Source organism: Paenibacillus sp. FSL H8-0332 (genome assembly GCF_037963835.1).
Lineage (GTDB): Bacteria > Bacillota > Bacilli > Paenibacillales > Paenibacillaceae > Paenibacillus_AQ > Paenibacillus_AQ rhizoplanae.
Genome location: NZ_CP150145.1, coordinates 1,382,924 through 1,408,532, shown reverse-complemented (window position 1 = coordinate 1,408,532; position 25,609 = coordinate 1,382,924). Strand labels below are relative to the sequence as shown.

Sequence of the window (25,609 nt, the reverse complement as noted above, 5' to 3'; positions counted from 1 at the left end):
GAAAGGCCCCCTCTCTTTCGGTATTGTCACCCTAAGAAGTCAGCAATTCATGCGTATGGAAATGGTCGTACACCCGGCTGATCCATTCCTGCCGATCCTGTTCGCTGGCAGCAAAAGGATTCTCTAACGCCAGGTTGTGTACAACCGTCCGGAAGTCGCTCCCGTCCTCCATCTGTTGAATAATAGCAATGCTTAAAGGGTCCATGCTCATCACCCGGACGTAGCGCCTGCGCCCTTCAAGAGCCGGTGCGCTCTCCAGCACCAGCAGAATCCAATCTTCATGCCCTTCCGCAAGCTCAAGCTCTGCAGGAAGGGGACTGTGCAGCTTCAGCGCAGGGATGGAATAGTGCGGCTGCATCACTTTGACAGGCTTCATAGCAGTTGTGTCCTGCGGTGCTGTATCCTGCTGCATCAGTTCCATCACCGCACGCTCATAAGACAGGAAGTCCTTAAGGACCCGCCCGGTTTCCGGCACAAGACCCTGCACCAGCTCATCAAGAATGAGGGCCAGCTCCGCTTCCGGCAGCATTGTCTCATGCATATCCAGCCTGGCAGAGACATAATCGATTGTACGGGTGTATGGAACAGCCGCCAGATGATTGAGATAATACAAGGTGCGGAAGAACGAACGGGCCAGCGGGTAGTAGAGCTTTCTGATCCTGTGCAGAGTGTGTGTATCCACAGACCGCAAGGAGTAATAGTTGCTGAAAATTTGCGGGTAGCTGGCAATCCAGTTCTTTTCAATGCCGGATAGCTGGAAATCACTGTTCATATCGTTCGTGCTCCAGAACTGCTCGTCCAGCACAAGGCTGCCCTTCGCTGCGTCAAACAATTGGGTTCCGGGAAAAAGGGACAGTTGATGCAGCTGCACATCCGCTATTCCTATGGAGAGCAGCCGGACAATCATATCCAGCGTCTGATTAAGGTCTTCGGTTGTCTCTTCGGGAAATCCGGTAATAAATGAAGCCGTACATGACAGACCCAGCCGATGAAGCTCGCGGAGCAGCTCATAAGCCTGGTTCAGATCGAGCTTTTTGCCAATGACCTGCTGGATGGGCTGGCTGCCGCTCTCAATCCCGAAGAAGACGCCATTACATCCAGCCTGCATCATCACCTCAAACAGTTCTATATTGACGTGGTCCGTCCGGGAGGAGCAGCTCCAGGTGAAGGGCTCGCTGCAATCCAGCAGCTCCCGGCAGAATTGTCTGACAAACTTCTGATTAACCGTGAAATTATCATGTGTTAAGCTGAAATGGGTGATTCCCCAACGATCCCTGACGTATCTCATCTCGGCGATGATCCGTGCAGGACTTTTAGTTCTGTATTTTCGTGAAAAGAAGGTCGAGGTGCTGCAAAAGCTGCAATTAAAGGGACAGCCGCGTCCCGCCTCAACCGGAAAAAAACGGCTCTCCGGAGTGCTAAAATAAGCTTCAATATCCTCGATTAGATGAAAGGCAGGGAAGGGCGTATCATCGAGATTCCTCAGAATCGGCCGCGGCGGATTGGTGCGGATTGTCCCCTCTTCACGGTAGCAGATTCCTTCTACCTCTGAGAGCGGATGGCCCGACTCCAGGACCGCAATCAGCTCCGGCAGCGTCAGCTCGCCTTCTCCGGCAACGATATAGTCTATCGCTGGGAAATGGGTTAAGGTTTCAGCCGCTACGAAGCTCGCATGGGGTCCGCCAAGAATAATGATTCTGTCCGGGTCCAGCCGTTTGCATTCCTCCGCAATTCTCAGTGCGATCGAATAATTGCCGCACATCGCGGTGAATCCGAGAACTCTGGATGGCTTGCCGATGATTAATCGGGCAATACCGGCAAGGGCTGCTGCATCGAAATGGCTGGTGCCTGAATAGAGTAATGCCAGATCGGTGAGACACACCCCGTACCCCGCTTCAAGAAGTGCAGCGCCGAGCACAAGCAGGTTAAGCGGGGGATCAACGGTATCCACAGCTGCATTATAGGGCGGACATATCAATTGGATCATTTCCCAATCACCTCACGTAAGAGAAGATTTAACTTAAGGCGGTGAATGAATCATTCAGCAGCTCCAGATGGCTGTCAAGGTCACGCTTCACATTTCCGCAGTAGGCGCCTAAGATCGAACCGGTGGTTCGGGCGGCTTGAACCGGACAATTCCCGGAGCATAGAAAAGCGATATTGCACGCTTTACACTCCGGCTGATTCAAGACATGACGTTCCTTCCAGAGCGCCAGCTTCTGTTCATCCAGCTCAAGCTGCGGGTAATACGTTCCGAGACTCCATTTTTGATCCCCTATAATACTGGTGCAAGGGTAGACCTGGTGGTCCGGCGAGAAGGTGAATGTTTTTCCTCCGGCCGCCTCGCAAAAGTAACAGTTAGGGAAATAGCTATCTTTAGCGAGACCTGTTCCCAGCACGTTCTCAAATGGCAGGGAGAGTCTGGTTAGATCACTGTTTAACGCGGCATTCAGCCTTTGTAGTCTATCGTTTGGCACATGCGCTTTGATGAATTCCGTGAGCTGATAACTGGGCAGCAGGCCCGGGGCGGAATTCCCTGCATAATTCTCAACGGGAGACAGTGACACCGAGAAGTTAGGGTGAGCATTCCATTGCCGTTCCTGGAAGAAATCCAGGAGTTCATTCAGATGCTCTATATTCTCACCATCCAGATTGACACGAATAGCGATGTCGAAATCATGCTCCAGGAAGGAGTCAATCTGAGCGGTTATTTTCATAAAGGTTCCCTCATTGGCCCGGGTGATCCGCCGCCGGTCATGAACCGCCTGGGGGCCGTCTATGGTTAACTGGATTCTGAGCATGTCCTTGTAAGGCTCTAGCAATTCCTGATAGTGTGACAGGAACACCCCATTTGATATGACCGTTCCTGTGACTCCCCTTGCTTTGGCCTGCTCAAGAATAAGCCCGACGATGGAGCGGTTCAGGGGCAGGAGCGGTTCTCCGCCAAAAATAACAAAATGATGCCGGGTGGACTGCTGCTGCTGCATGATTTGATCCATGGCCAGGAAGGCAGCCTGCACCTGATCTTCAGTCATCCGTTCATGGCTGGAGCGGATCTCTTGAGGCTCAAAGCAGTAGACACATTTCAAATTACAGGTCATGGAAGGGCAGAACACAAAGGAAATGTCACCTGATCCATGCTGATCCTGGTATTCTTGGTACCGGCGGATCAGGGCTTGCTCCTCTTCACGCTCCCTGTACAGATAACCTCTGCCGGCCAGAAACTGTTCTTCTTCAGCGGTGAGAGTATAGGCAACAGGCTGTTGTTTCTGGAGGAACCGGCTGATATGCTCTTCCACAATATCCATTGCGCCTGACAGGGAATTGAAGATAAGATGACGGCCGTTTCTTAAGCGATACGTAAGAATATATTCTGAAATATACAATATCTCTCCCCCCTGGTATGAACAGCGGGAAGGCATAAGGATGCGCTTCCCGCTATTTCCCAAATATAAGGATGCTGTTAGATGGCTTTTTTGGCAGGATTGTTGATTTGAATGGATGCTTTCTGGCAACATGCCATTGGAACCGTAATTTCTTCAAGGTCTTTGGCTGAGAGATTCGTCCAGAGATCCTTGTTCTTCGTCAGTGATTTCATGTACATTACCTCCTCTCCTCTAAGAATATTTATGGCAAGGTAAATACCTTGACATCAGGGTAATGGAGTTCACTGGCAATAGCTTTCGAGCAGACGGTCCCGGTGAAGATCGAGATAGGTCTTCAGATATTGCCTTGTATCGCTGCAGTTCGATTCGAAATCCCTTAATTCCCCGTCTCTGCTTCCTTTCAGTACGCAGCCGCCCCCACAGAGAGGCGCAAGATTACAGTGTCTGCATTTGTCATTCACCACGATATCCCGGTGCCATCTCTGCCACTTCTCCTCATCCAAATGCAGCCCTTGAAGGTAGCTTCCAATCGAATAATCCGGGAATCCGACGGTTTCAACACAAGGATACAGCCGCCCGTCTGCACCAAATACGAGATTATGACGCTTTGAAGCACTGCAGCCGGACAGATCGAAGTAATAGTGGTCATCGTCTGTGTCAAACATAGCTTTTCGGAGTATCCGCAGCTTCTTTTCCATGAAATACCCCAGGCTGACCTTATACCTGCGCCGGGTGGCTTCCCAATCCGGGAAGAGTAAATGAAGCTGCTTCAGAAGATCAGATTCAGGCTGGAAGCCGGCAACCTTCCCCGTATTGAAATTATCATTGATCGGGGCAATCTGGCAGGAGAAATCAGGTGAGCTTGTCCACTGAAGCCGCTCGAACCCGGCGAACATCTCCGGCAAATGCCGGACATTCTCCCGGCCTGTGTTGATTCGGACGGTTACGGGTATATGGTGCTCCAGGAGAAAAGTAATGTTCGAGCAGATAAGATCGTAGCTGCCGCTGTTGTTCCTGTATTTACGCAGCTGGTCGTGGATCTCCTTCGGGCCGTCCAGTGTGATTTGCATATGGCGGAAATGCGCCGAATGCTTCTGCAGAAAAGGGAAATACGCACCGAGTTCGGTACCGTTCGTAATGGAGAGAATAGGCCAACTCCGCTCAATAGCCTGCTGTAAAATATACTCCACCTGAGATTGATTACGGGCCAGGAAGGGCTCGCCCCCGAAAAGCTCGAACTGGACGGCCGCCTCAGGCTTCAGATGCACCATCTGATCCATCGCCTGAAATATCTCATTAATCTGTGCAAGGTCAAGCGTCGGCGAGTCCTGGTGAATGTTAGATTGGAAGCAATAAGGGCAGGCGAGGTTGCATTTGTAGGTGGGGCAGATTGTGAATTGTAAGGCCGGATGAGAGCGGTAGTAGGTTTCAAGTGATTCACGGACATATTGTTCTTCGTTCATATCCGTGAGATACCCTCTGCTCTTAAGCAGGGTACGCGTTTCCGGCTCCAGATCGTTTAATGCAGATGTATCGGAGCTTCTATTAAAAAGAACACGGGCTACCTTAGGCTCAACCAAGTCTACAGCGCCGGTTAATGTATTCATGATCAGCAGAACATCATCGCTTAATCTGTGTTTGTAGTTATACTTAGACAATCTCATACGCCCTCATCCTCCTCAGGACTGATAGAGTTGCATTTACTAACTTGTAAATAATGTAAAACTTTTCCTGATGGACAACTATGATAAAAGTCATAAAATAGGAAATAATCTACTAAATTACAGGCCGATCCACCCCTCTCCTCTGAACCCCGCTGAACCACCCGAAATCTCCAATTACTCTTGCAATAAGTAGATAGAAGCGGTTAACCTCACCTGCCGCCGACTTCTCCCGAAATCAGGTGCACTTATGCCCCTCATTCACATTGTGCCGACCGTATCCTCACGCCAAAGACACCAGCCTCCGAAGATGCTGGTGTCTTTGCGCATGCGCCCGCACAATCCTATCTCAAACCCAGCAAGCTCTACTGCGCAGGAGAGAGAGTAAGCGTGAATGTCTTGTCGAACGGAGTAACCAGGTTAACCTGCACGGTTTTATAGCTCTTTGGCGGGCCGGGTTCCGGGGCGGTTCTGCCGAGATGCGCCATTTCGCCGCCTGTCAGATCGATCCAGTCTCCACCATAAGTATAACGAATCTGCCCGTCGCGCCACAGGAAGTTGTCCTCGTCCACCATCTGCAGTTCTCCCGAAGTGTTGTCCTCATCCAACGTCTCCAGCTCTCCCGAAGTGAAGTTACCTTCCCAGCCGAATTTGAAGGATAGCTGAGCCAGGACCTGGGCAGGCTCCGCGCAGTGCAGCCGGATAGTCCAACCTGTCTCTGTACGGTGTACCACTGTCTCCACAGACAGCGTCTGTTCATGGGTCAATGGACGGCTCTGATGCGGCAAAAGATACCACGGACTGACAGCCGTACCCACCTCCGGCGGGAGAAGCGCTCCCTCCACCGGACCGTAGTAGCCCTTCTTCTGCACGCCCTTCAGCAGGTAGCCCTCCGGCAGCCGGGTCATCTCCTGCATCGGCACGAATCCGGGGTAGAAGCTCGTATTCAGCTGTACGGCCAGCAGCCTTACAGAACCGTGGCGCATCGCGAAGAACGATGGCGTCTCCGTGATCAGCGTCACGCTGGTCGCCCCGTCTCTAAGCCGGGCCACAGGCGCCCCGAAGTCGGTATGCAGCCGGCTGTGGTAGATCTTCCCCTGGTGACCCGCCGACTCCATCTTTTGCAGATAGCCGTCCCGCAGGAAATCACCGTTCAGGATTTGTTCATACTGCACAGGCAGCTCTGCTGTAGCCTCCGGCGGATGCTGCAGCTCCGGCTCCAGCAGCATCCGTACCAGGGCGTTCACCGAGCAGACGCCCGGATTGGACAAGGAGCGTCCAGCCCATTCGGCCTTACCGGCCAGCACGGCATCCTTGTCCGAACGGGCAAGAATCGCATACGGCAGATAATAAGGAGACAGATCATGGAGCACCCCCAGATCCTGCCGGCCGGAATAATCGGTCACGACTTCACCGGACGGGTGGACAAGGTAGACCATCATGTGCAGGTTCCGGCGCACCGGGTCCAGCAGCTCCGGCTTATCCAGCAGCCGGGCGGCATGAATCAGCATAATATCACTTACCGCACTGTAGATGCCGTTGCTCCGCTCGGTCCATTCCCCGTCCGGTGTAATATCCATGCCTTCCGCCAGCCATTCATCCGCCCGCTGCCGGGCCTCTTCTCTGCCGAACAGCTCATAGAGGAAGCCAAGCGCCGCGCACATCACCCAGCGGTGATTCGGGGTATGGACCCCGCCCGTAAGCATAACGGGTAGGGACTGCTCCAGGAACAGGAGCATGTTGTCCAGCACCGGCTGAAGCGGCGGCCACTCCTGCTTCGCCAGCAGCTGATATAACTGCGCATAGCCGACCACAACGAAGGCCGTATCCGGCGGCGAATGATAATTCGTCCAGCCCGGGGAGATCGAGCCGTCCTGATGCTGGAAGCGCAGCACGAACTCCGTAGCCAGCTTCAACCGCTCCAGCAGCTCCTCATCCCGGTAATACTTCGAATCCGGGTTCACCAGCGCCGCACCCCAGTAACACATATCCGTCGGAGTGCCGGTGGTGTGATTCACCCAGGCAATCCCCGTATGGGAATCAAGGGTTCCTCCATAATACAGGTTAGTCTGATCCAGCACCTGCCGGGGAATTCCCTGCTCTACTGCTCTGTCATTACTATCCACCAGTTGCTTATACATTGCGCTTCCTCCTTGCGGCAATCTCGGAAATCTCGAAGCTCTCGCCAATCAGCCTTCTGTCCTATCCCCTGCGTGCCAGCTTAGCCGTAAGCAGACGGTGGCTCTCATGAATCTCTTCCGGGCGGCAGGCAGCCTTCAGCTCATACACCTTGACCTGCGCCCGTTCAATCATCGGCAGATAAGCATCATAGAAATCAGGATCTCCGCTGTTCACATAGGGATACCAGTGGTCGGAGAGGCCGATCGTCTCATGAATGTGGACACCGACAATATCATCCATCAGCCCTTCCATTTCCCCTATACTGTCGTACAAGCCCAGACGGTCCATCATAATGGCGTGGCCGGTATCATACCAGATGCCGACTGGCGCTCCTTTTAAAGCATTGATTATCGTCCCCGCTTCCGCCAGCGTCGGAATCTGCTGCGGCTTGGAGCGTGTCTCGATGCCGAAGCGGACATTCAGCCCCTTGGACACCGCGCGGTTACACACCTCGTCCAGACTCTCGATAATGGTTTGCACATAGCCTGCACTGTACGCTTCACGCCGCTCCATCAGCTCCGCCCACTTGCTGCGGTAAGCTGCCGAATCCCTGCCCTGTCCCTCGTAGATCTGCTCCAGTTCCCCAGAGATATCATACGGGAATGGCACCTCGCCCGGATGCACCACTACAGCTTCCCCGCCGTAACGCTGAGCGTACTCTGCCGAGCGGACCAGCAGGTTTATCGCACGCTTCCGCTTCTCTTTGTCCTCGAAGCCCAGCAGAACGGAATCCGTGCCGTAGTCAGGGTCCGGGACATGGGGGAAAGTATTATGCACACTTGATATACCGATCTCCCCGCGTTCAATCATCGGCTCGATGGTAACTAGCATTTCCTCCGTCACATTATAATTCAGCTCTACCCTGCGGAACCCCAGCTCCCGGATCTCATTAAGCAATCCAACACCAGTAGAATGACGTCTCATATTCCAACAGGTGGAGAAGGAGAATTCTCCTTTATCCTCCATGACCATGTCTCCTCTCGCAACGCTTAAGTGTTATGAACTAGCCCTTCACAGCTCCCAGCATAACACCGCTGACGAAATATTTCTGCAGCCAAGGATAGACGACCAGAATCGGTACCGTGGCGAAGACGACAGTGGCGGCCTTGAGGCTCTCCGGCGGCAGCTTGGTGCGGGCTGCCCCCTCCAGGTTCGTCAGCTCAGTGATCATATTGTTCTGAACCATCTGGAAGAGCTTCAGCTGAAGCGGATACAGATCGGGATTATTGATATACATCAGGGAATCCTGGAATCCGTTCCAGCGTCCAACCGCATAGAAGAGCGCGAGTGTAGCCATAACCGGCATGGATAACGGCAGAACGATTTTCAGCAGGGTGCGGAAATGTGAGCTGCCGTCAATCTCGGCCGATTCCTCCAGACTCGGCGGAATGCTGCGGAAGAAGGAGATCAGGATAATCAGGTTGAACGGGCTGACCAGACCGGGCAGAATCAGCGACCACACGGAATCGATCATATGCAGATCACGGATCAGCAGGTATTCAGGAATAATACCGCCGCTGAAGAACATGGTGATGATGATCAGGTACATGAACATAGTACGGCCCTTCAGCTTGCTTTTAGTCAGCGGATAAGCGGCTGCAATAGTGAAGAGCATGCATAATACCGTCGTAGCCACCGTCAGGATAATGGTGAAGATCAGCGAGCGGATCATCGCATTGTCGGTGAAGACCTGCACATACGCCTTCCAGTTGATCTCAATCGGGAAAATCGTGACTTCCCCGGAGGTAATGGCCCGCGTGGAGCTGAGGGACACTGCAATAACGTGTATGAACGGAGCCAGGCAGAACAGCACGAACAGCGCAATTAAGGTAACGTTAACGATATCGAATATCCGGTTTGAGGTACGTTCACTCATCGTACTCCGCCTCCTTTCTGTATAATCATAGAATGCCGTCGCCGGTCACTTTTTTCGATATATAATTGGAGCCAAGGATGAATACCAGTCCAACTACTGCCTGGAATAATCCAACTACAGTCGCCAGCGTATACTGGCCCGATTCCAGACCAATCCGGTAGACGAAGGTACTGAGCACATCGGAGTATTCGCGCACTGCCGTATTCCCGATGATGTAAGGACGATCGAAGCCGATGCTGACCATTTTCCCCAGGTTGAGAATAAGCAGGGTAATAATGGTTGGTTTGATACTGGGCAGCGTAATGTAGCGGATCTTCTTCAATCGGGTAGCCCCATCCACTTCAGCAGCCTCGAACAGCTCGCGGTTGACACCCGTAAGCGCCGCCAGATACAGGATGGTCCCCCAGCCGGCACTTTGCCAGACACCAGTGAACAGGTAAGTAATCAGCCATGGATTTTTTTCGGTCAAAAAAGGAATGGGGTTCAGCCCCATACTCTCCAGCACACCATTCACCATACCCGATTGGTTGCCGAACAATTGATAAACGATACCTCCGATAATCACCCAGGAAATAAAGTGGGGAATGTAGAGGAGGGTCTGCGATATTTTTTTGAACCATACGGACTTCACTTCATAGAGCATAATGGCCAGAAAGATCGGGGCCGGGAAAGATACTACCAAATCGAGAAAATTCAACAAAAACGTATTGCGCAAACTGCTATAAAACTCTTTCATGCCAAAAACCTCGCGGAAAGCATCGAAGCCGATCCACTCACTGCCGTTAATGCCCTGGAACAGGTTGAAATCCTTAAAGGCAATCTGCACCCCGTACATCGGGCCGTAGCGGAAAATCAGGAAATACATAATGGGCAGTGAAAGCAGCGCGTATAGTTGCCAGTACCTTCTAATGTAAGACGCTTTGCTCAAGTTCCTCTCCTCCTATGGAGAAAAAACCGGGCAGAGCAGCATGCCAGCTCCCCCCGGTTTTCACTTTTTTTAGTTTATTTGGCTGAAATCTCTGTAAGCGCCTGCTCCAGCTCCGCTTTCAGCTTGTCTCCGCCCAGAGACATGTAGTCCTTCATTTCCTGTTCGAAAATAGTATCGAATTGATCCGGCTTCGCCATCGCGGTCTTCACAATGATCACGTTAAGCTTGTCGCTGAGCGTTGTGCCGTATTTCGATTCCGTTTCAATCGGCTTGCCGAAGACGATCGGACCCACAGTATCTGTGTTGGCAATATCAATCGACTGCTTCAGCGCCTCCTGGTTGTTGGCAGGGAAGCCCAGAATCCAGGCTTTCTCATTGGTGGCCTGATCGCCGAGGTTCTTACCGTTGGAGATAATCGCGGTGTCCCCGGAAGTGAACAGACGGTCTTGGAATTCCTGAGAAACATCAGCCTTAACTACCGGAATACCATCCACCATATCGTAGTTCTCGCCTTCAACGCCGTTGTAGATGTCAATCAGATTGTTTCCAGTTGCCATCCAGTCGAGGTATTTCACTGCTTCCACCGCACGCTTGCTGCTCTTAGGGATCATGATGTACATGCCGTTCGAAGCATAGCGGGATTTGATATACTTATTGTCCACCTTGGCATTGGTGAGGATGTCCGCAGGCAGCACCTTGCTGCCCGGCACATTCTTGTAGAGATTATCCAGCGTGCCATCAGCATAGAACATACTATCCACATCCTCGGACCAGAAGCCGATGTTGCCGTTCTGAATGTCCTTGGATACCTGGGCTTTGTCTTCATCCAGACTGAAGTCCTTGCTGACCAGCCCTTCATTGTAGAGCTTGTTGAGGAACTGTGCCGCATCCTTGAAGCCCTCATGCAGCGGCAGCTCATAACGCTGGCTGTAAGTAAGGTCGCCGCTGATCGGCTTGATGAAGGAGTAGATCAGGGTCTCCAGCTGAGCCGAGCCGAGGGACATGCCCATCGGAATGGTTTTGCTGCCCAGACCGCCCGGGTCCTTCTCTTTAAACGCTTTCAAAGTAGTGTACAGCTCATCAGTGTTCTTCGGTACCGGCAGCCCCAGCTTATCCAGCCAGTCCTGGCGGATATATGAAGCGTAACGGCCTGTAATCGCCCGTTTACCCGGAATGGCGAATTGCTTGCCATCCAGCTGGCCGAAGGTCATCGTCTCGTCACCAATGAATTTCTTCAGCGTCTGGCCGTGCTCCTCCAGTAAGGAACCCACATCCGTCAGACCGCCCTGCTGGGCGTAACGGTAGAAGACACTGGAATCGTAAGTGAAGACAATATCCGGCACATCAGAATTACTCGCCATCAGTACATTTAGCTTCGTGACTTCCTCTGAGCGCTGCACCGGTACAAATTCAACATTAATGTTATTCGGATCACCGAAATTTTTCTGAATCATCTGGGACACGAAGTTATTGGTAATGGTGTACTGCTTCGGCGTTTTACCGCGGTCGAAGATCTCCACCTTCAAGGTTACGCGTTCAGCGCTCTTCCCGGGTGCATCTGTACCTCCGGCTGCCGAATTCGATTTACCGTCCGAGGAACAGCCTGCAAGCAGAGTAGCCCCCATTACTGCGGTCAAGCCGATGCCGATTGCCTTCTTCAGAACTCTTTGATTTACGTTCACTGTCATTGTTCCATCTCCCTCGCCTTTAGCAGGCTATAATGGTGACTGCATGATACCCCCAAGCTTCACTGTGCCCGTACTCTTAGTAATGTCCCGTTCAAGCCTGTATTCCCCCCTCAGCGTTCAAGGCTGCTTGTTGTTCCGGGATGACCACAGTATTCCATAACTTTTGGCGGTCTGACAATAAACCTGTTTCGGATGCGATAAAGCACCTGAATTCGGACATCCGGTTTATCAGACCAACCATTTTCGTACAATAAACCGCTTTCATATCGGCAAAAATACAGGCCGCATCGCTATTCGCCCCCTTTTTTCAGAGGTTGGCGGAAAAGAGATGCGGCCTGGTGCTTACACGGTTGTGGCAGATGAATCATATGCTTCCATAGTGAAGCTTCCTCTAGTCCTGCGGCTCCAATCTGGAGGCTGCTTCGCGGCGTCTGGAAGAACGGTAATCGCCCGGCGTGATGCCGGCAATCCGCTTGAAGACTCTGCCGAACGAAATGGCATTCCCATACCCTACTTGAAGCGCGATATCCTGCAAGGAACAATCCGTATCCACCAGCAGCTGCTCGGCTTCCTTCATCCGCAGCTCGGTGAGGAAATCCACGAACTTCATTTTGAATTCGGTCTTGAACAGATAGCTGGCGTATTTGCCGGAGACCTGGAACCGGTCACTCAGATGCTTCAATGAAAGATCGGGATTGGTGAAATTCTCTTCGATATAATCCTTCATCTCATTGACCATGGCCCGGTAGCTCTTCGTCTCGCTGGCAGAGACATAGGTCCGGAATAAATCGGTGACATATTCGAATAAAATCGTCTTCACTTCACGGAGCGCCTCGGCCTCCTCCAGCTGCTTCAGCCGGACCTGCGCATTCTCCGCCGACAGCTCGTCCTGCAGCTGCTCGGACATCACCGCCACTTCCCGGCTCAGCATCTGCAGCATAGCCTGAATTAAGGAACGGATATCCTCGTCCTTCAGGAAATCCTGTTCAAACGCCTCGAAAATCCGCTCCAGCTGCTCCCGCCACTGGCCGCTCGACATGCGGAAGTACTTCACGAATTCAGCGATCATCTGCAGGTATTTATACGTCTCAAGCAGTGGCTGGCGCGCTGCGCCGCTGCCTGCCAAGACGATATCCTCATGAATCAGCAGCTTGTGCTGCATCACATATTCGGCTGCCGCATAAGACTCCCGGATCATCACCGGCCCGGCGGCAGCGGAGCCGATGCCGAAGCTGAGCGAGATCCGCAGATTCTGCTCGACCCAGGAGCGGCAATCCTCCGCAAAAACCCGGATCTTGGCTTCCATCTCCTGATCGCTGCCGGTGGCCAGAAACAGGATCGCTGCACGTTCGGTTCCCACCCATTCTGCCCAGCCCTGCAGCTCCGCGTTCCGCGCCAATTCCTGGAACACATTCATCAGGGCAAACTTCAGCGTATTCTGGTCGCCCCGGGTATACCGGTCCTCGAATACCTGCTCGTAGCGGTTAATCTCCCCAAGCACAACGATGAAGCGTGAGGCAGCATTCGCACCGGTAAGCGGAGACAGCTCCTCCAGCCGCTGGGTCACCTGCTCCAGCCGCTCGCTGTGCAGCAGATCGGTGAACAGCTTGCTGCGCTGCAGCAGCAGGTTCTCCCTGGTTTTTTTATCATAATCGGTCATGTGGTTGATCAGATCCTCCAGCACGCCGTCAATCAGCATCATCTCGTCCGGCCTGTCGGTAGACTGATCCATCATGCGGATCTGATGGCCCTCAATCCGGTTCATAATCACCTGGATCGGCTTATAATTGCGCCGGGTTACATAGATCAGATACAATACCGCACAGACCACGGTTCCCACCGCAATCGCTACCCAGAGATAGGAAATTACAGAGACCCAGCTGAACAGATTCCCCGCCTTGATTCCACTCTCGAACGTCCAGCCGTTTCTCTCCAGCTTCAGCGTGTTCAGCAGCTTGCCGTCAGCCACACCTTCTGTATCGGAATGGGCCTGGTACACGGTGTTGCCATTGCCGTCCAGAATGGTCATGAACGAGAGCTGCTGGTTAACCATGCTGTCGATGAGCTGCTCCAGGGCACTCATTTTGATATTGATGACCAGCATCCCCCCGGAGCCGAAGGGAAGCGGCATTGCTTTATTGGTAGTCAGCACACGAATTTCTGTACGCTGGGACATATCGGTATGATATTCCCTGACCGGTTGCCAGCCTTCCGGTACTGCCGGAGTCGAAGTCATGGCCCTGATCCAGTCCTCGTCGGCGAATCCGTCCAGCTCCTTCAACCCCGTATCGGTTAGAACGCTTCCACGCTCACGGTCATACAAATACACGGACTGAATATTCGAAGATTCCTGGATCAGATTGCGCAGACTCTGGGCAACCGCATAGACAGTGCCTCTGTCCGGCTCCCCCTGATTATTGAAATAGAGCTTGTAGACATCGTTCCGCTCAACCGCCTCCAGCACCGACAGCTCGGCTTCTTTGATCGTCCGGTCCACACTATCCCTGAGATAGCTGGCGGAGATGCGGTCTGCCTTCTTCGTTTCCGTCCGGGAGATATCATTAATAAACACAAAGGAGGCAAAGATCAGAATCGTCACCGTCAGCAAAAATATAGGGAAATAAGACAGCAGCAACCGGCGATACCAGGAACGGAACATTCGACAACCTCCTCCACAACCATCAGGGTACAAGGCCGCCTCCGCCCGCTTCAAACACATATGGTTCGAAGCCGCTCTGCGGCGATCCTGAACATCAGGCCTATTTTTACTGTGCAACTGGCAGAACTGACCGCCGTTTGAATTCCTGCCATTATAGCACATGCGCTTCCCCTCCAGCTAACCAGATAAAGTCAACTCCCCTCGGCCCTTTTCCCCGCCATTCTCCTGTGCTGGTGCAGGCTGTAACTGCCTCCACAAACAGTCAGTAATTAGCGCTTCCGGCATTGTCTTCAACCCACTCGGCCACCACCCCTGCAACCGGCTCCGGCACAACAGGTGGATAAATGTATCTTATTTATTCAATTGCTTACGTTTATCCCCAAGCAAGTGGAAAAACAGCATTTAATAGTACCGATAATGGGACTTTGAATGAAATGTGATTAAATTAAGTGCTGTTTTTCCAACTGCTGTTGTACCAGGAGGTAGCGTCAAGAAGTTTGTGTAAGAGAGTAGAAGTGCCTCCCCCGGGTTACGGGTTGGGATGTAGTGTTTCTGGGGGGAGGGGGAACCCCGACCCCCAGAAACTGGATTCCTCTGCTACGCCTCTTCCGGTGTGGGCAAAGAGGGGTAGCGTGTTTCGAATAGCTCTTTTAGCTTCTTTTTAACGGCATCCATGCCAAAGCCTTGGGCGACCCGCCCTGCATGACGTTCATTGTATTCAAGCATCTCCAGGTACACGATTTTCTCTGCTGCATCCATGTTCGTCAGACTGTTCATCGGTTTCAGGCGCTTGCGGATTTCCTTGTTCATCCGCTCGATGGGGTTCGACGTGTAGATCGCTTTGCGGATCGACTCCGGATACTTGTAGAACGTCAGTAGTGTGGATAACTGTTCCTCCCAGGACCTCATTTCCTTCGGATACAGCTTGTTCCACTTGGCTTTGACCGTATCAAAGTTAGCCCGGGCTACCACTTCATCCGGTGCTGTATATACGGTTTTCAACGCTTCAATGACATCGGTTTTGTGCTCCATCCGGATTTTAGGGAACGTGGCCCGCACTTTATGCACTACGCAATGCTGTACATCCGCCTGAGGATAGGTCTCTTTAAAAGCCGCATCCAGCCCCGGTAGTCCATCAAACACACCCAGCAGTACTTCCTGCGCTCCGCGGTTGTACAGGTCTTTGAGCACTTCTCGCCAGCCATTTGAACTCTCTTGGCCACCCACGTAGAACCCAAGAATTTGACGCTGTCCCTCCTCGTCAATCCCCATCGCAAAGTAGATCACGGAGTACCGTTTGCTCAGTGGCCGTTTCTGCCACTGGTGGATATCGTCAAGCACCGTAGCTGTAATATTGCTGACCGTGGTGGGGGAGTAGTGGCTGCCAAACATACTTTCAATGAACCGGGCCACATCCCGCGTGCCCATGCCCGATTTGTACATTTGGATGACGGCCTCTTCTAACCATCCGTCCCGCCGCTGGTACGGCTCAAACATCTGCGTCTGGAAAAGGCTTTGGCGGTCCCGGGGCACCTGGAGGTCCTCGATATGGCCGTATTTCGTGTGTAAGTCTCGCGTATAGTAGCCGTTGCGACTATTGCTGGCACCTGCTTCTTCACTGTCCATAAACCCCTGGATCTCGGCGCGCAACAAGAGTTCCATGTTGTCTTTCACAAAATCTTTAACAAGTTTTTCAAATAGATTATTCAGAGAACTTTCGGGTAAAATATTCATTGGTAGGGTTCCTCCTTGGTGGTTTCGCAATCCCGAGGATACCCTACTTTTTTGGTGCTTGACTAGGCTCCAAATCTTGGTACACAACTTACTTTACGCCATCTACCAGGATTCATTCTAACCGATGATTTCATGAAAAAACGGAGCGCGCACAGCCGCAGCTGTGCACCCCCGCATATTCCTGCCCTTCAGACATACAGGCTGCCACCAGGATGTCCTACAAACCGCTATTTTCCCGGATATACCGCCGCGCCTTGATCGCATATTCCAGCGGATCGGCAAGCGCCGGGTCCTGCTCTGCTTCGACAACGAACCATCCCGTATAGGGAGAGGCAGCCAGTTCGGCAAAAATCTCTCCGAACGCGATGCAGCCATCGCCCGGTACGGTGAAGGCTCCCGCTTTTACCGCCTGCAGGAAGCTAAGGTTCTCTGCCTTCACACGCTGGACCACCTCCGGCCGGATATCCTTCAGATGCACATGCTTAATCCGCGGCAGATGCTCACGCAGCACCTCCAGAGGATTCTCGCCGGAGAAGGCCAAATGTCCCGTATCGTATAGGAGCGACACTTCATTAGGATCAGTAAGCTCCATCAGCCGGGCAATCTCCGCTGCGGTCTGCACCCCGGTGCCCATGTGATGGTGATAGACCAGCGTCATGCCCTTCTCGGCCGCCAGTCGTCCCAGCCCGCTAAGACCTGCGGCAAGCGCTGCCCAATCCGCCTCGGTAAATACCGGCTTGTGCGCGAACAGCGGCGTATCCATCTGCCCCTGAATGCTCCGGCCCTGCTCGGATACGACAATGACCTTGGCGCCCATCTCATGCAGGAAATCCCGGTGCGCAAGGAAGGCTTCCGCCGTCTCCTCATATGGACGCACCGTCAGGAAGGCGCTGAACCAGGCACTGGCGATACTCAGACCGCGCAGCTCCAGTGCCCTGTGCAAAAGCTCCGGAGAACGCGGATACTTGTTGCCCACCTCGCTGCCCTCATATCCGGCAAGCGCCATCTCGCTGATGCATTGCTCGAACGTATTGCCGCCCCCCAGCTCAGGCATATCATCATTCGTCCAGGCAATCGGAGCGATCGCCAGCCGGACGGCATTGTCTCTGAACATGCTCATGTTCTACCCCTTCCACAATCCCAAGTATGGCAGAATCCTTGATTCACTGTGCGCCGTCTGCCCTGCTTCGCGCACATTCAGCGCACATCCAGCGCCCGCTCAGTAGCTCCGGGCTGTCTCTAGTCCGCTGCGCTTCCGGTCATAAGCCTCCTGCATCGCTTCCTTGCCGGACACTTCCGCTACCCCGACATTCCACCAGGCCCCATAGCCGTGGGTCATCGTCTTCGGCAGCACTTTGATATCGATCAGCGTGGAGCGTTCCGACTGGCAGGCCGCAGCCAGAGCCGTGCGAAGCTCCTCAACTGTTGACGCGCGGAAGGTCTCTACCCCATAACCGGCTGCACTCGCCGCATAGTCGATCCGCATCAGCTCACCGCTGAGCTGCCCGTCCGTACCCCGGTGGCGGAATTCTGTGGCCATGCTGTCCATTCCCTGCTCCATCTGCAGGTTATTAATACAGCCGAAGCCTGCATTATCCAGCAGAAGGACGTTGATCTTCCGGTTCTCCTGCAAGCTGGTTACCAGCTCGGAATGCAGCATCTGGTAGCTGCCGTCCCCGACCAGCGCGTAGACTTCACGCCCCGGCTCTGCCAGCTTGATGCCCAGCGCCCCGGCAATCTCATAGCCCATACACGAGAAGCCATATTCCATATGATAGGTATCCGGCACCTCCGAGTTCCACATCCGCTGCATATCTCCCGGCAGACTGCCCGCCGCTCCAATGACAATCGCATCCTGCGGAATAGCTTCATTAATGATCCCCAGCACCTGCGTCTGGGTCAGCGAAGTGCCTAGCACCTCTGCATATTCCGGGAGCTTCTCATCAAGCTGTCCGGCTACTTCCGGGGTGAACGCACCTGTGTTGCCGGTGTTCGCCGGATACTCCACACCAGCTAAGCGTTCTCTCTCCGCAGCCCACGATTTCTTCGCCTGGGCGATCTCATCCGTATACGCTGAGCGGTACCCCCGCTCCTCCAGCGCTGCGGCTAAGGCGTTCAAGCCTTCGGCTGCATCGCAAACTACCGCCAGCGCGTCCAGCTTGGCCGCATGATAGGGCGAAGCGTTCAGCGTCAGGAATTCCACCTCAGGATGACTGAACAGACTCTTCGAGGCGGTGGTGAAGTCCGTGAACCGGGTACCGACGCCGATCACCAGATCTGCCTCCGGGGCCAGCGCATTCGCGCAGCCGTTGCCGGTGACGCCGATGCCGCCGAGGTTGTACTCGCAGCTGCTGGCTACGGCGCTTTTGCCGGCCTGGGTCTCTCCGAACGGAATAGCGAATTTCTCGGCAAAAGCGCGCAGCGCCGCTCCGGCATCCCCATACCGGACACCCCCGCCGCAGACCAGCAGCGGCCGCTGCTTGCTGGTGATCAGCTCAGCCGCAGCCGCAATCTCCTGCGGATGAGGCAGCCGGGCGATGACCCGGTGAATCCGCTTGCGGAAGAAATCAGCCGGATACTCCCAGGCTTCGCCCTGCACATCCTGCGGCAGCGCAATCGTAACCGCCCCGGTATCTCCCGGATCCGTCAGCACCCGCATCGCGTTCAGCATGGCCGACATCAGCTGCTCCGGCCGGGTGACACGGTCCCAGTATTTGCTGACCGCCTTGAAGGCGTCATTGACCGTGATCGACAGATTATACGTATGCTCCATCTGCTGGAGCACCGGGTCAGGCTGGCGGGTAGCGAAGGTATCTCCCGGCAGCAGCAGCACAGGAATCTGATTTGCCGTTGCCGTTGCAGCGGCCGTCAGCATGTTAGCAGCCCCCGGCCCTACTGAAGCTGTACAGGCCATAATCTTCCGTCTGCGGCTCTGCTTGGCAAATGCGGTTGCCGCGTGAACCATCCCTTGCTCATTGCGTCCCTGGTAGACCGTCAGTTCACCCGGCGCTTCCTGCAAGGCCTGCCCTAATCCAAGTACATTGCCATGCCCGAACACGGTGAATACCCCGTGCACGAAGCGTTCCGGCCCGCCGCCGTAATCCACATACTGCTGATTCAGAAATTTAACCAGCGCCTGCGCTGTCGTTAATCGGATACGTTCCACTTCATGTTCCTCCCTTCGCCTTGTCTACTGCCAGCGGGCAGTGACGACTTTTTTGCGCGTATAGAATTCTACCCCGTCGCTTCCGTTCGCATGAAGATCGCCGTAGAACGAATCCTTCCAGCCCGAGAACGGGAAGAACGCCATCGGTGCAGGCACTCCAACATTGACGCCCAGCATGCCGGACTCGATATGTTCGCGGAAGTAACGGACTTTACCGCCATCATTGGTGAAGATACAAGCTCCGTTCGCAAACCGCGAGCGATTCGCAATCTCCACCGCCTGGGCTACATCCTTCACCCGGATCACCGACAGCACCGGCGCAAAAATCTCCTCCTGCCAGATCTTCATCTCCTCCGTCACCCCGTCGAACAGCGTAGGTCCGATGAAATAACCTTCTCCCTTCACCGCCGCATCCTCACGGCCATCCCTGAGCAGCTTCGCGCCTTCGGCGATGCCCTGTTCAATGTAGCTAACCGTACGCTCTTTATGGCCTTGACGGATCACCGGCCCCAGGAACGTATCCTCCTCTAGCCCATTCCCGATGGTCATGCTGTTGCACTCCCGCAGCAGAATGGAGATCAGCTCATCGGCGACTTCCTCCTGCACCGTTACCACCGAGCAGGCCATGCAGCGTTCTCCGGCAGAGCCGAAGGCCGCATTCACAATCTGGGAGGCTGAGGCTTCCAGGTTCGCGTCCGCCAGCACGATGGAGTGGTTCTTCGCTCCGGCCAGCGCCTGGACACGCTTCAGGTGATCTGTTCCTTTTTTGTACACATATTCCGCCACCGGCTGCGATCCGACAAAAGAAATCGCCTTCACATCCGGGTGCTCCAGCAGCCCGTTCACCACCTCATGCGCGCCGTTCACCACATTCAGCACACCGCTGGGCAATCCGGCTTCCTCCAGCAGCTCCGCAAGGCGGGCCGCCAGCAGCGGTGTACGCTCCGAAGGCTTCAGCACAAAGGTGTTGCCGCAGGCAATCGCCAGCGGGAACATCCAGCACGGCACCATCATCGGGAAATTGAACGGGGTAATCCCGCCGACCACTCCAATCGGATAACGGTACATCCCTGATTCGATACCAGTCGCAATATCCGGCAGCTGCCGGCCCATCATCAGTGTCGGAGCGCCTGCCGCGAATTCTACGCATTCAATGCCGCGCTGGACCTCGCCGTAGGCTTCTTTGAAGCTTTTGCCGTTCTCCAGGGTGATGATCTTCGCAAGCTTCTCCCAATTCTCGACCAGCAGCTGCTGATATTTGAACAGAATCCGTGCTCTGCGCGGAACCGGTGTTGCGGACCAGCCTGCAAAAGCGGCCTTAGCCGCCGCCACCGCCCGGTCCACATCGGCTCTGCCGGATAGAGGCGTTCTGCCCAGCAGCTCACCTGTGGCCGGGTTCACTACCGGCTCCGTCTGTGCCGTATCGGCTGTTACCCATTGCCCGCCGATATAGTTTTTCAATACTTGTGCCGTTTGCTCTGTCATTTATGTCCACTCCTTCTGTTCTATATAGAGTCTGCTGACTACCCTTACTTATTGTGCGCCTGCCGGAACCTCCTCGTTCGTTCGCAGGAAATCCTCCAGCTCCTCCAGGGTTGGCATAGCATCGGAGCAGCTGTGGCGGGAGATGACAATCGAGGCCGAGGCACTGCCGCGCCGCATCGCCTCACTGACACTGTGCCCGCTCATCAGACTGTGGATGAAGGCTGACGCATAGGAATCGCCTGCGCCGAACGTCTTGAGCACTTTTGCCGGGAAAATCCCGCTCCGGTGGCTCTGCCCATCCGCTGTATAGCTAATCGAGCCGCTGCCGCCGTGCTTGATGACCACCAGCTCTGCCTGATGCGAGAACCAGCGGGCTGCCGTGGCCTGATCATCGGCGCCAGCCAGATTGTACAGATTCTCCATCATGTCAAATTCTTCGCGCGTGCCGATGATGCAGTGGCTTTTCTCAGCAGCAAGGTTATAGTAGACCGCCGTTTCAGCGGCTGATGTCCAGGTATAAGGGCGGTAATCGAGATCGAAGAACACAGTCACGTTATGCTTGCGGGCGAATTCCAGCGCCAGAAACACCGCTTCACGCGAGGGGCTCTGCGCCAGCGCCGTACCGGAGATGAGCAGCGCCTTGGAGCTGGCAATGTAATCTTCCGAGATCTCCTCCGTGTTCAGCAGCAGATCGGCCACATGGTCGCGGTACATTAGAATGCTGCACTCCTGCGGGCTCTTAATTTCGGTAAAAGCCAGCCCCGTCACCGCACCCGTCCGGTCCACGCACACCTGGCTGTCGTCAATGCCATCCTTGCGCAGATAGCTGCGGATGAACCTGCCCATCTGGTCGTCAGCCAGCTTGCCGATGAAGCCGGTACGCATGCCGAGCCGCGCTGCACCGATGATAATATTGGCCGGAGAGCCGCCGACATATTTGGTGAAGGTCATCGTCTCTTCCATCGGCCGCCCGGTCTCATTGGCGTTCAAATCAATACACAACCGGCCAACAGCAACTACATCCAGCCGCCGGTCAGAGTCAAACTTTAAACCGTTCATAGTGATGCCTCCTTGATCAAGCTAGGGAAAAGGTAATTCATTCGGTACTACGGTAATATGAATGGCTGTAAACCGTTGTGAATTGGACAATGAAGTTGTAATTCGTACAGTGAAGTTGTAAATAAGCGCAATGATGCTATAAATCGCACAATCTTAAGGTTAGTTTGATACGCTGCATTAAGAGTCGGTTGGCGTGTAGATTGAGTATTTCAACGAGTATTTCAACGTTTAATCGTTTCCTTTGGAACAGAATGGTTCATTTCATCTCAGGGGAGGGTAAGCGCTTAACCTAATTTTCTACTTCAGTATAGTTTAGAAGCGCGCTTTTGGCAATCCTCAATTTGAAAGCGATATCAATAATCGGTTTTTCGCATCCCTCCGGCACACTCCCCCCCACACATCTCGCTCTCCCCCCACTGCACGCAAAAAAGACCCGCTCCCAGCCGCAGCCGGAACAGGTCTTTAATAGATAGTGGTGTGGTTAGTGCGGAACCGGACCCGTCGAATGGCGGATGACCAGCTCGGGCATCAGCATGATTTTGCGCTTGGGGCTGGTGGGGTTACTGATCGATTCATTCAGCAGAAGCATCGCCTGCTCGGTCATCTCGCGCAGAGGCTGGGCGATACTGGTCAGCGAGGGATGGCAGATTTCGGCCAGCATCGTATTGTCGAAGCCGACTACGGACAGGTCGCGGGGAATAGACAGGCCGGCACTGCGCGCCTCCTTGAGCACCCCGATCGCCAGTAGATCATTGCAGCCAAAGATGGCGGTCGGGCGTATGTCCTGTGCCTGATTCAGCATCTCTGCCGCTGCCGTGCGCCCGTTCTCCAGCGTAGCCGAGGTGTGGATCATATTCGCCGGATTGTCAAAAGAAATCCCCGCCGCCTTCAGCGCATCCAGGAACCCCTCCACACGCAGCCTGCTCCCCGGCAGATTGTCAGAGATAACTCCCAGCCTGCGGTGACCGAGGGACAGCAGATATTCCGTGGCCTGATAGCCGCCTTTGTAGTCATCGACGGTGACACTGTTGCCCTCCAGCATACGGATATCGGCTGAGAACAGCACAAGCGGCACATGATCGGCCACCATTCCGCGAATCAGCTCAGGATTCCCCGTATGAGAGGCAATAATCAGGCCATCCACCCGCTTGCGCAGCAGCAGCGAGATATACCGGGCTGCCTTTTCATCGCTGCGATCCGTACTGCATACGATTAAGTCGCTGCCCTGCTCCTGGGCGTAATCCTCGATGCCGCGAGCCGTCTCCGCAAAAAAAGGATTGGCAATATCGGGGATCATCAGCCCGATGGTCCCCGTCCGGCGGCTGGTCAGGGCAGAAGCTACCAGACTGGGCTGGTAGTTCAGCTCCTCCATGACCCGCCCTACCTTTTCCCGCGTCTTGTCGCTGATCCGGCCGCTCTTATTCAATACCTTGGACACCGTAGCGATAGAGACGCCTGCTTCCCGTGCCACATCATAGATCGTAGGTTTCATCGTTATTAAGCCCGCCTTTGCGTTCTTGCCTTCTTATCCTTCGATTATAAGGAAGTCCTCCCACGCTGTCTATCTATCGGGTATGTGTGTCTTCTACAAACCAGCTATTTAAATAACCCTTACGGGTGAATGAGATTACCTGCGCGCCATTTATCCACAACAGAAGAAAATCATAATTTCCTCTAGAGTAAAAAAGGCTCCCGCTGCGCGGAAGCCCCATTATAAACCATTCGCTTGTCTGCCAAGCTACATAACCTTCTACCCTCTTTGACTCAAATCACTCTGCCGCTGTCACAGGCCCGCTCTGTGCAGGCTTGAACAGCCACTCATGATCGGGATCATTGTGGAACACCCACGTGCGGACCGGTCCGGCCATCACGTTAAGATAATACGAATCATATCCCGGCGGCGCGGAGACAGGGTGATAACCCTCCGGCACCAGCACGATGCTTTTATCAGGGACAGCAATAGTCTCGTCGAGGCTGCGGTCATCGTTGTAGACCCGCTGCACCACGAAGCCCTTGGCGGGATTGACCCGGTGATAATACGTCTCCTCCAGGTAGGATTCCGCCGGCAGGTTATCCTGGTCATGCTTGTGCGGCGGATAGCTGGACCAATTGCCGCCACCCGTGCGAACCTCGACCACCAGCAGGCTCTCGGCCACACTCTGCTCAGGCAGGATATTAACAACTTTGCGAGTCATGCTGCCATAGCCACGGTCCTCGATCGCCGCATCTGACGGGGTAATCAGCCGTGCCGGATATTTGCCGCTTCCCGGAGCAAGGCAGACCGCAAGCTCCAGCTCTGACAGTGCGCTAACCTCATAATGCGCTCCCGCCGGAACATATACAGCATAAGGAGCCATATCTTCAAAAACGGACATGCGTCCGCCGATATCGGCGAACCGCTCGCCTTCCACCTCTATATCTGCTTTGCCCGCCAGCAGTACCAGACAGACTTCATTCTCTTCGCTATCACGCTCCAGGGTAGCTCCGGCCTGCAATTGGTACACCTCGAACCCGACATACTTCCATCCGGCACTCTCGGGGCTGACCGCAGCGATACAGCCATCCTTATCCGGCGTTCCGGCCTTAATCAGTAGATCAGACATCCTCGTTCATCCTCCTCTGTCTTCAGAATCTGTATCCGCTTACAAGGCCTGCAGTTCAGAAAATCCCGCTTCCGCAGCAGTTACAGACAACTTGACGGGAAGTCCGCTCAGATACGATTCTCTGGCTGCTTCGGCAATGAGCTGTGCCGCTTCGCCGTCACGGCCACTGCAGATCACCGGTTCCTCCAGCCTTACTGAACGGGCAAACGCGGCAATCTCCTCCATAAATGCCTGGTTATAGCGCTCCAGGAAGAAATGCTCCGGCTGATCGCGGGTGACCGAAGTCGCGGTGGATACCTCCACTGTTGTCGGTCGGCAGTTGTCTGCCGTCGCCGAACCCAGCGTTCCGAACACCTCCACCCGCTGATCATAGCCGTATACAGCCTGCCGGCTGTTGTCGATTACGCAGATCGCCCCGTTCACGAACGTCAAGGTAATGACGGCGGTGTCCACATCCCCGCAACGGCCGAACATCGGATCAATCAGATTCGCCCCCCGGGTGTAGACCTCGGCCACTTCACTGCCCACCAGATAACGGGCCATATCGAAATCATGAATCGTCATATCCATGAACATCCCGCCCGAGGACCGTACATAAGCCTCACCGGGAGGCTGCGGGTCACGCGAGGTGATTTTCACAATATGCGGATTCCCCAGCTCCCCGGATTGAACCAGCCGCTTAAGCTTGCGGAAGCTGGGGTCCATCCGGCGGTTGAAGCCAACTTGCAGCAGCACACCGGCGTCCTCTGCCGCCTGCAAGGCCCGCTGGGTCTCTTCCGAGGAGAGGCTGATCGGCTTTTCACAGAAGATATGTTTGCCCGCCCGCGCAGCCCGCTCAATCCAGGACGCATGCGAATCAGTCGGCGTGCAGATGAACACCGCTTCAATCTCAGGATCATTCAGTATATCTTCACCCGCAGCAAAAACAGAGCCAAGCCCCCTGCTCTCTGCCCAGGCCAGCAATTCGTCACTCATCATAGCTTCAGCTATGGACTTCAGTTTGAACGACGGCATCGCACGCAGATTGTCTGCGTGGAGGCGGCCGATTCTTCCCGCTCCGATAATGCCAACTACAATCGGTTTAACCATGTTCGCTTATCCTCCTCAGAGGGTAAGCGCTTAACCTTCCCGAGAACAGTATACTTCATGCCCGGGAAAGCTTCAAGCAAATTTTTCTCAAAAA

Annotated in this window: 18 protein-coding genes; all 18 read right to left on the bottom strand. The window is 54.3% G+C overall.

Going from position 1 to position 25,609, the window contains the following annotated elements; translation table 11 throughout:
* Nucleotides 1–31: 31 nt before the first annotated feature.
* Nucleotides 32–1,987: a radical SAM protein gene (locus NST43_RS06155; protein ID WP_339223146.1), complete on the bottom strand. Its 1,956-nt coding sequence runs from the start codon at nt 1,985–1,987 to the stop codon at nt 32–34.
* Between the two features lie 28 nt (nt 1,988–2,015).
* Nucleotides 2,016–3,386, bottom strand: coding sequence for a radical SAM protein (locus tag NST43_RS06150; RefSeq protein ID WP_339223144.1), 1,371 nt, complete (start codon nt 3,384–3,386; stop codon nt 2,016–2,018).
* Nucleotides 3,387–3,463: 77 nt separating this feature from the next.
* Complete coding sequence (locus tag NST43_RS06145) at nt 3,464–3,598, bottom strand: hypothetical protein (protein WP_339223142.1); 135 nt, start codon at nt 3,596–3,598, stop codon at nt 3,464–3,466.
* Nucleotides 3,599–3,667: 69 nt separating this feature from the next.
* Complete coding sequence (locus NST43_RS06140) at nt 3,668–5,050, bottom strand: radical SAM protein (protein WP_339223140.1); 1,383 nt, start codon at nt 5,048–5,050, stop codon at nt 3,668–3,670.
* Between the two features lie 362 nt (nt 5,051–5,412).
* Entirely contained in the window at nt 5,413–7,188 is a 1,776-nt protein-coding gene (locus NST43_RS06135; protein ID WP_339223138.1) for a hypothetical protein, read from the bottom strand.
* 61 nt (nt 7,189–7,249) lie between these two features.
* Entirely contained in the window at nt 7,250–8,200 is a 951-nt protein-coding gene (locus tag NST43_RS06130; protein ID WP_339223136.1) for a TIM barrel protein, read from the bottom strand.
* Between the two features lie 31 nt (nt 8,201–8,231).
* Nucleotides 8,232–9,104, bottom strand: a complete 873-nt coding sequence (locus tag NST43_RS06125; RefSeq protein ID WP_209993831.1) for a carbohydrate ABC transporter permease — start codon at nt 9,102–9,104, stop codon at nt 8,232–8,234.
* Between the two features lie 25 nt (nt 9,105–9,129).
* Nucleotides 9,130–9,969: an ABC transporter permease subunit gene (locus tag NST43_RS06120; RefSeq protein ID WP_339225348.1), complete on the bottom strand. Its 840-nt coding sequence runs from the start codon at nt 9,967–9,969 to the stop codon at nt 9,130–9,132.
* A 137-nt stretch (nt 9,970–10,106) separates the two neighbouring features.
* Nucleotides 10,107–11,720 carry an extracellular solute-binding protein gene (locus NST43_RS06115; protein ID WP_209993833.1) on the bottom strand — a complete coding sequence of 538 codons (1,614 nt, stop codon included), beginning with the start codon at nt 11,718–11,720 and terminating at the stop codon, nt 10,107–10,109.
* Between the two features lie 391 nt (nt 11,721–12,111).
* Nucleotides 12,112–14,379 (bottom strand): helix-turn-helix domain-containing protein, encoded by a 2,268-nt coding sequence (locus NST43_RS06110; protein WP_209993834.1) that lies wholly within the window; start codon nt 14,377–14,379, stop codon nt 12,112–12,114.
* A 597-nt stretch (nt 14,380–14,976) separates the two neighbouring features.
* On the bottom strand, nt 14,977–16,113 hold the full coding sequence (locus NST43_RS06105; protein ID WP_339223134.1) for an IS256 family transposase: 1,137 nt from the start codon (nt 16,111–16,113) through the stop codon (nt 14,977–14,979).
* Between the two features lie 217 nt (nt 16,114–16,330).
* On the bottom strand, nt 16,331–17,227 hold the full coding sequence (gene iolE, locus NST43_RS06100) for a myo-inosose-2 dehydratase (protein WP_339225347.1): 897 nt from the start codon (nt 17,225–17,227) through the stop codon (nt 16,331–16,333).
* Between the two features lie 105 nt (nt 17,228–17,332).
* Nucleotides 17,333–19,279 (bottom strand): 3D-(3,5/4)-trihydroxycyclohexane-1,2-dione acylhydrolase (decyclizing), encoded by a 1,947-nt coding sequence (gene iolD, locus NST43_RS06095; protein ID WP_339223132.1) that lies wholly within the window; start codon nt 19,277–19,279, stop codon nt 17,333–17,335.
* A 24-nt stretch (nt 19,280–19,303) separates the two neighbouring features.
* Nucleotides 19,304–20,764, bottom strand: coding sequence for a CoA-acylating methylmalonate-semialdehyde dehydrogenase (locus NST43_RS06090; protein WP_339223130.1), 1,461 nt, complete (start codon nt 20,762–20,764; stop codon nt 19,304–19,306).
* Between the two features lie 48 nt (nt 20,765–20,812).
* Complete coding sequence (iolC, locus tag NST43_RS06085; protein WP_339223128.1) at nt 20,813–21,823, bottom strand: 5-dehydro-2-deoxygluconokinase; 1,011 nt, start codon at nt 21,821–21,823, stop codon at nt 20,813–20,815.
* Nucleotides 21,824–22,304: 481 nt separating this feature from the next.
* A complete protein-coding gene (locus tag NST43_RS06080; RefSeq protein ID WP_209993867.1) occupies nt 22,305–23,315 on the bottom strand; it encodes a LacI family DNA-binding transcriptional regulator in 1,011 nt (336 codons plus the stop codon).
* A 277-nt stretch (nt 23,316–23,592) separates the two neighbouring features.
* A complete protein-coding gene (iolB, locus tag NST43_RS06075; RefSeq protein WP_339223126.1) occupies nt 23,593–24,426 on the bottom strand; it encodes a 5-deoxy-glucuronate isomerase in 834 nt (277 codons plus the stop codon).
* A 39-nt stretch (nt 24,427–24,465) separates the two neighbouring features.
* Entirely contained in the window at nt 24,466–25,515 is a 1,050-nt protein-coding gene (gene iolG / locus NST43_RS06070) for an inositol 2-dehydrogenase (protein WP_339223125.1), read from the bottom strand.
* Between the last annotated feature and the right edge of the window lie 94 nt (nt 25,516–25,609).

Bases quoted from the DNA above. Each gene is read 5' to 3' on its own strand.
- iolC (WP_339223128.1), bottom strand. From the start codon at position 21,823: ATGAACGGTTTAAAGTTTGACTCTGACCGGCGGCTGGATGTAGTTGCT.
- iolE (WP_339225347.1), bottom strand. From the start codon at position 17,227: ATGTTCAGAGACAATGCCGTCCGGCTGGCGATCGCTCCGATTGCCTGG.
- NST43_RS06120 (WP_339225348.1), bottom strand. From the start codon at position 9,969: ATGTATTTCCTGATTTTCCGCTACGGCCCGATGTACGGGGTGCAGATT.
- NST43_RS06115 (WP_209993833.1), bottom strand. From the start codon at position 11,720: ATGACAGTGAACGTAAATCAAAGAGTTCTGAAGAAGGCAATCGGCATC.
- NST43_RS06110 (WP_209993834.1), bottom strand. From the start codon at position 14,379: ATGTTCCGTTCCTGGTATCGCCGGTTGCTGCTGTCTTATTTCCCTATA.
- NST43_RS06080 (WP_209993867.1), bottom strand. From the start codon at position 23,315: ATGAAACCTACGATCTATGATGTGGCACGGGAAGCAGGCGTCTCTATC.
- NST43_RS06125 (WP_209993831.1), bottom strand. From the start codon at position 9,104: ATGAGTGAACGTACCTCAAACCGGATATTCGATATCGTTAACGTTACC.
- NST43_RS06145 (WP_339223142.1), bottom strand. From the start codon at position 3,598: ATGAAATCACTGACGAAGAACAAGGATCTCTGGACGAATCTCTCAGCC.
- NST43_RS06130 (WP_339223136.1), bottom strand. From the start codon at position 8,200: ATGGTCATGGAGGATAAAGGAGAATTCTCCTTCTCCACCTGTTGGAAT.
- NST43_RS06090 (WP_339223130.1), bottom strand. From the start codon at position 20,764: ATGACAGAGCAAACGGCACAAGTATTGAAAAACTATATCGGCGGGCAA.
- NST43_RS06140 (WP_339223140.1), bottom strand. From the start codon at position 5,050: ATGAGATTGTCTAAGTATAACTACAAACACAGATTAAGCGATGATGTT.
- NST43_RS06135 (WP_339223138.1), bottom strand. From the start codon at position 7,188: ATGTATAAGCAACTGGTGGATAGTAATGACAGAGCAGTAGAGCAGGGA.
- iolG (WP_339223125.1), bottom strand. From the start codon at position 25,515: ATGGTTAAACCGATTGTAGTTGGCATTATCGGAGCGGGAAGAATCGGC.
- NST43_RS06105 (WP_339223134.1), bottom strand. From the start codon at position 16,113: ATGAATATTTTACCCGAAAGTTCTCTGAATAATCTATTTGAAAAACTT.
- NST43_RS06155 (WP_339223146.1), bottom strand. From the start codon at position 1,987: ATGATCCAATTGATATGTCCGCCCTATAATGCAGCTGTGGATACCGTT.
- iolB (WP_339223126.1), bottom strand. From the start codon at position 24,426: ATGTCTGATCTACTGATTAAGGCCGGAACGCCGGATAAGGATGGCTGT.